This is a genomic window from Deltaproteobacteria bacterium, from assembly GCA_016874735.1.
GTDB lineage: Bacteria > Bdellovibrionota_B > Oligoflexia > Oligoflexales > CAIYRB01 > CAIYRB01.
In genome coordinates, this window is sequence record VGTI01000035.1 from 40,507 (window position 1) to 46,506 (window position 6,000).

Below are 6,000 nucleotides of genomic sequence, written 5' to 3' on the forward strand. Positions count from 1 at the left end.
GATATCGCCTGCTGCGGCTGGACTCGTGCCATTGATGGTCTATCGAGAGGTAAGCATGGCTTCCGCAAACCAGAAAAAAAATGTTTCGCGCAAGATCTTCCATACGTTCGCCGTGATAGCAATCTCGGTCGGATGCAGCAGCGCCAATGGGCCAGCCCCAGCCCCAGTCGGTAAGCTGGCTCCAGCGAAGAAAACCGAGCCAAAATCAACCGTCGAAGACAAAAAGGTCGGCGGCATGTTTGACGAGGCTGTTCTAAACATCGTCAATTCGCTGGCGGGCGAGCGTTTTTATGACGGTCTCTACCGTATCAAGATTAACATTGCATTCATCGAGTGCGGTGGTGAGTTCCCAGTGAGACTGCAGATGCCAGCCGCTGACAAAGGGCTGAATAACTTCATTGACTTTTTGGGAGCTAAAGTCACCTGCGCAGGCATCGCTTTGCCCCTAGATGACTTAACAAAAAGCCTGCTTGGTGGCGGTAAACTTCCCGCTAACACCAGCGGGAAACCACTATTTGGTCTCAAAAATCAAAATGGCGTACTGGGTATTACGAGATTAGGTGCGGTTGAATTGCAGCCGTTTTATCCCATAATGCCCGACATCTTAGATAGCCCCGGTGAATTGCTGGCGACTTTGGGTCAGACGGCACCTGTGACCATCTCGGGCCCAAAGGGCACCAGCGACTCCGGGCAAACCACGGTCAAAGTTTCGCAGTATAAAGCCAAATTTCAGGCGCCAGGTGGCCAAGCCTTTGACAACGTGATGTCCTGGACCGTTAGCACTAGTGGTTTCCAAAAGACGGTAGCGGGGCCCCAGCTTATCGATACTTTGAATATGAGTCTGAATATGGATCCTTTGGCCGTGCCGCACATAGACTTCAGCCTTGCGCTGAATAAAGCGGGAGACAGTGTCTTTAAAACGGTGCGTGCCTCGTGGGAAGGTGAAGAGCCCGCCTTCTTTGGTTTTGTTGAATTCGTACTTGGATTGGTCAAAAACATCGACGTTAAGTTGGTATTCAGTGCTGACATGATTCAATTCGTAGATAAGAAATAAGGATACGATTCGATGAGGAGGCATCTGACATCACTACTGCACGGGATCTGGTTAACCAGCTCTCTGATCGCTTGTGGTGCCACAAATAAAGATGCGTCCGAAGTAGCTGCTATGTTTAGTGGTCCCGCACAGCCACTAGAGGACCGGGTCGAGTCCGTTTGTAGCGCTCTCCGACGCCGTAAGACGGCTCCAACTACAGCGGGGCTGGAACTTGCCGTGCTGGATAAATGCAAAGGAGCAGGTCAAAACGCCATCAACGCCAAAAACTATGACGGTTTTCGCCTCCAGCAATACACGATTGCCAACGGCACTGAGACAGATAAACAAAGATCATCTTTTCGCCTGCAGCTGTGGTTCAACAGTCCCCTGATCGGAATCACCTCCCTCGCCAGTAACTTATCTGACCTTGGCGATGCCTTCTCCAGTCAAGAAATCCCGATTGACCAAAAGGATTTAGAAAACGCCGCCAAGGTGGATGTAAAGGTCGTAGATAAGTTTGCTTTAAATCTGGATGGCGAGGTCCGTGGTGGCATCGGGTTGAAGTTTGCGCTCGACGGCATTGCTAAACTTAACATGCAAATCAGGGTTGACTTCACTGTCATCAAGAATTCAGTTGCTGTCGTTGTCAAGTCAGACAAAGCGGAAGGTGTCATCGCCGACTTGTTTATGGTCCTGATGGTGACTCCATACGCTAACGATACTTACCTGGACATGATCGGTTCCATCAAGATTGGTGATATATTAAACGATGCCAAAGTCATTGACGGCTTGGCGCCGTCCTTGACAGAAACCATACTGAAAGCCCTGTTCAAGCTTGATCGTCAGCAGTCGGTCAAATCTTCCAAAACGAAGACCGGTGCAGTCGAGAAAAGCAGCGCGACCGCAAAAAAAGGAGCTCCTAAATGATGAGGTCTAAGGATGGCCGCCTCTGGGGTAAAGCGTTTGATACGCTCGTTTGCTCATCGCTCATCGCCATCTTGATCTTGTCTGGCTGCCAAAAGTCCCAGGACACATTTGAAAGTGGGGGCGGGGAGCAGAAGCCGGCCACGAATTCAGCGGCTCCCACTCCAGATCGCCCAGAGGCAAATCCGACAGTCGTGCTTAGCTACGATTATGGCCTAAAGATCGCGCTAAAATCGGGCCTCGTGATTTGCAAGGATGGGCGTATCTCTATTGACATCAAGAGCGATGTCTCTTTTGATGTTAAAGGTATCAGCGCCCTCAACTGTGTTTCTGCCAAGCTTGATCTCAATAAAATTATCAAGCCACTCCTTAGCGTTTTCACGCAGCTTAGTAGTGGTACCAAAATTGGTCTCAAGGACAATATCATTCACGTGAGTAAATTACCCAACTTCAGCGGTCTTGAATTTAGTCCGGAGGTACCAGCATTTTTTATACCTACCATTGGGGGCGACAATGCGAAGTATCAGGGGCTGAGTAAACAAGTCGCCACCGTTGCCAACTTTAAGCAAAATCCGCTGAATATCACCTCGGTCAGTGGGACGTCTACATTGATGGTGTTGGAAGTCGATAAGCCTATCACCACGTCAGATGGTAAGTCCTATAATAAAAACGTCCACTGGAAACTTTCAACCGATTGGCAAAAGCGTGGGCTGGTGCCGTTTTTCTCGATGCTCGACATCACCTGGAGCACGACACCCATAGATTTATTAGGCATGACCGCAGAAGTTACAGTCAATCCATCATATTTGCCGGTTTATCGTGTAGCTTTTGATTCTGCCGTGCTATCCGGTGTTGAAGAGGCAGCAAAACTGGCTGATCTCAATGTGGATCTGACGCTAGTGATCAGTATCACACGCTAAAATCTCAAGATCATCATGCCGGTGACACCGATGGTCGCTTTTTCAAAAGCGAAAGGACTATCGCCGGTTTCATCCACGCCTATAGACTCGAGTCGGTAAAAGCCACCACCAGCTAATGTAAGACGATAGGGATTTTGGTTGCGATCGGGGCCGTCACGCTTTAATGCTTCAAATTCGACGCCTCCGGCTACCGCTTTGAACGGGATTTTCCCCCCAAAACCAGTCGGTAGCAGACCACTTGCATCACTAGCCAAGCTAAGTAGGCCCTCGCCAAAATTAGTTGGCACCAACATGAGTGTGCTTATTCCGGCTTGCCCAGTGGGTCCGGCCTGGCCAGGCCCCATATCCGACGGCTCGTACTGGATGCCACCAACGAGTCGAATGTTGCTGATCAGGTTTGAGGATAAAAGGCGAGGCAGTCGTACCTTGCCGCCGCCACGAAAGGCGATCGCGTCAGTGACTGCAGCATCGGTGATTTTGAATTTACTGATAGAAAATACCTTTGTATTTGCAGCCCTTCTCTTGTACTCGAAATCAGCAAAACCCATGACCGGACCGATGGCAATGCCTCCGCCAAGGAGAAACTGATCGAAAACCGCGGTGGTTGGAGCGGTCAGGGCATCCTGACCGGCAAGCTCGTTGGCGTCACCCCCGCCGCCCGCTGCGTCGGCTCCAGGAATAGCGCTAGCAAGTGGTGAGCTGATGGACATAGAGCCAATTTTTTGATGTGTGAAGGCATTGGTAGCCAGGCCTATAGTGAGACGTTTGGGGATGACATCAACGCGAAGACCGAGTTTGACAGCGAGCACGGAGAAATTTTGGAACGAGATGTTAGCGAGGTCTGTCGCGGCACCACTGGCACGCACTGCAATATCACCCGATGCACCAACGTAGGTGGCTTGGCTGCCGAAGCCGAAGCGACCCATCTTGATACCAGCGCCGGCATTTAGGAACGCCACCGACTTAAGTTTTACGTCTGCATCGAAGCGGTTGACTTGATTCAAAATCAGGATTGGTATGTTCTTGACACTGGCGCTGATAGCACTCGGTAAATATAAGGGTAAGAGGCTCCCTCCGATCTGCGGGGTGATTTTGAATATTTGGCTCGGTATATCGCTAATTGAGACCCCGCTGTTTTCTTTACGCAACGTCTCTAAACCAGGGACACGGAATTTGGCTGAAGATTGTCTGAGCGCAGCCGAGCCTTGTGCTTGCGATTCAGGGGCGAAACCATAATTAGCCGGGTTGGCCTGCGCGCCGAAGGGGGTGCTCTGGACAGACTTAACATTGCCAATAAGCGTGTAGGCCGAAGCTGGATTAGCCAAAGCACCTATGATGCCTAGAGTGAGCCATTCCCAATAGCGCCTTGCTCGCATCGCTGCCATCGAATCCTCAACCGTCTTACTTTCTTCTTTCTAAGGTTTGCCTTTCCACAAATCGTTCATGTGAACAATGTTTCCAGCTTGGTCGTAACCAAAACCGCCGAAAAGCCAAAGTACGCTAGAACCATCAACCCAGGCTACGCCCTGATTGCGGGAGCCTGGGACGTTCAGTGATCCGGCCGATCCTTGAACGCCGTAGATGCCGAGTTGATTGACCGACGTACTTCCCGAAATCCAAGTCCAGTTGGTGCCGTCAAAGCGCCAAAGATCGTTGAGTACACCGTTGACGCTATTGTTATCGAAACCTGAGCCACCAAAAAGCCAGAAGTTACCGGAGCTGTCAGCCCATGCCATGGCTCCGTCGCGAGCGCCAGGTAGATTAGTTACGGCAGCCATACCCTTTTGGCCATAGGCGCCTGGGTTATTGCGGGTCGAATCGCCCGCTATCCAGGTCCAACTACCACCAGTAAACTTCCATAGGTCGTTGAGTTTGCCTTGGAGTCCGTTGAGATCGTAACCGTAGCCACCATAAACGAAGAGGTGTCCGGAACTGTTCACCCATGCGACGCTGCTATGGCGTGCTCCTGGAGCATTTTCGCTTGCGCCAATACCTTTGGTGCCGTAGGCGCCAGCTTGGTTGGCTAGGTCGCTCCCTGAGATCCAGGTCCAATCGGTGCCGTCAAACTTCCAAAGATCGTTAAAGGAGACTGTGTTGCCTCCGCTATCGAGCCCGGTACCACCGAAGAGCCAGAGCTCGTTGCTTGAGTTGATCCACGAAACGCTTCCTTGCCGCGCACCGGGCACGTTCGTGAATTGGACTATACCTTTCGATCCATAATTACCGACAGTGTTGGCGCTGTTGCTTCCAGATACCCAAGTCCATTGGGTACCATCGAACTTCCATAGGTCGTTGAGATAGCCAAGGCTGCCGTTGCCGGCGTAACCGTAACCCCCGAAGAGCCACAGTCGGTTTGTCGAGTCGGTCCAAGAGACGGCGCCAATGCGGGCCCCTGGCACGTTGACGGTGTTGCCGACGCCAAGGGTACCGTAAGTACCACCTTGGTTGGGGCTTTGGCTGCCGCCGCGCCAGATCCAATGGGTGCCGTCAAACTTCCAAAGGTCGTTATAGTAGCCCGTGGAACCACCGCTGGTGAGTGCTCCACCGAAGAGCCACAGGCCACCGGAGCCGTCTGTCCAGCTCACTCCTTGTTTGCGCGCGCCTGGCGTATTTGCTGCCGCACCAACATTCAGGTTGCCGTAGATAGGGTTACCTTCTCCGGTGCTGCTACCCTTTGTCCAAGTCCAGGGCGTGGACATGCTCGTATCACCGTTGACCGACTGATAGGCCGTGCGGTTACCAGCTTGATCCTCGACGAGTATGTTGAAGAAATAGGACGAGTTTGGTGTCAACCCCGTCACAGTTGCTGAATTAATGTTGGTCGTCCACGAGCCAAAAGGCGTGCCGTTTGCTTGAACCCTTGCCAAGGTGTCGATATTGTCCAAGGACGAGTAGTAAACTAAATATCTTAAATTTGTTTGTGAAGAGGCATTATCTGAGCCAATAGACCAGTTGAGGTTCAGCGTCGAACTCGTAACATTAGCTACAGTTATCAATCCCCCGCCGCCAACGGTGGGCGACGTGAGGTCTACAGACACCGCCGTCGAGCTTGGCGAGAAGGCCGAGAGGTTGCCGGCTTTGTCGACAGCCTGGATGCGTGCGTAATAAGAGGGTGCATTGGTC

At 51.8% G+C, this 6,000-nt stretch carries 5 protein-coding genes; 3 read left to right on the plus strand and 2 right to left on the minus strand.

The features are described from left to right. Positions 1-55 precede the first annotated feature (55 nt). Genes FJ146_13520 through FJ146_13530 form a run of 3 tightly spaced genes read left to right on the plus strand, consistent with a single transcriptional unit; the run spans position 56 to position 2,877 of the window. The gene (locus tag FJ146_13520) at positions 56-1,054 is read left to right on the plus strand and encodes a hypothetical protein (protein MBM4252986.1); all 999 of its coding nucleotides are present in this window, start codon (positions 56-58) and stop codon (positions 1,052-1,054) included. A 12-nt stretch (positions 1,055-1,066) separates the two neighbouring features. Continuing rightward, positions 1,067-1,960 (plus strand): hypothetical protein, encoded by an 894-nt coding sequence (locus FJ146_13525; protein MBM4252987.1) that lies wholly within the window; start codon positions 1,067-1,069, stop codon positions 1,958-1,960. Next, a complete protein-coding gene (locus FJ146_13530; protein ID MBM4252988.1) occupies positions 1,957-2,877 on the plus strand; it encodes a hypothetical protein in 921 nt (306 codons plus the stop codon). Before FJ146_13525 ends, FJ146_13530 begins: the two co-directional genes overlap by 4 nt. Here the strand turns inward: FJ146_13530 and FJ146_13535 are convergent. Both FJ146_13535 and FJ146_13540 read right to left on the minus strand, forming a co-directional pair. Continuing rightward, positions 2,874-4,262 (minus strand): hypothetical protein, encoded by a 1,389-nt coding sequence (locus FJ146_13535; protein MBM4252989.1) that lies wholly within the window; start codon positions 4,260-4,262, stop codon positions 2,874-2,876. The two genes, FJ146_13530 and FJ146_13535, sit on opposite strands and share 4 nt — an antisense overlap. A 30-nt stretch (positions 4,263-4,292) precedes the next feature. Continuing rightward, on the minus strand, positions 4,293-6,000 hold a 1,708-nt coding region (locus FJ146_13540; protein MBM4252990.1), incomplete at its 5' end, for a fibronectin type III domain-containing protein.

Bases quoted from the DNA above. Each gene is read 5' to 3' on its own strand.
- FJ146_13520 (MBM4252986.1), top strand. From the start codon at position 56: ATGGCTTCCGCAAACCAGAAAAAAAATGTTTCGCGCAAGATCTTCCAT.
- FJ146_13525 (MBM4252987.1), top strand. From the start codon at position 1,067: ATGAGGAGGCATCTGACATCACTACTGCACGGGATCTGGTTAACCAGC.
- FJ146_13530 (MBM4252988.1), top strand. From the start codon at position 1,957: ATGATGAGGTCTAAGGATGGCCGCCTCTGGGGTAAAGCGTTTGATACG.
- FJ146_13535 (MBM4252989.1), bottom strand. From the start codon at position 4,262: ATGGCAGCGATGCGAGCAAGGCGCTATTGGGAATGGCTCACTCTAGGC.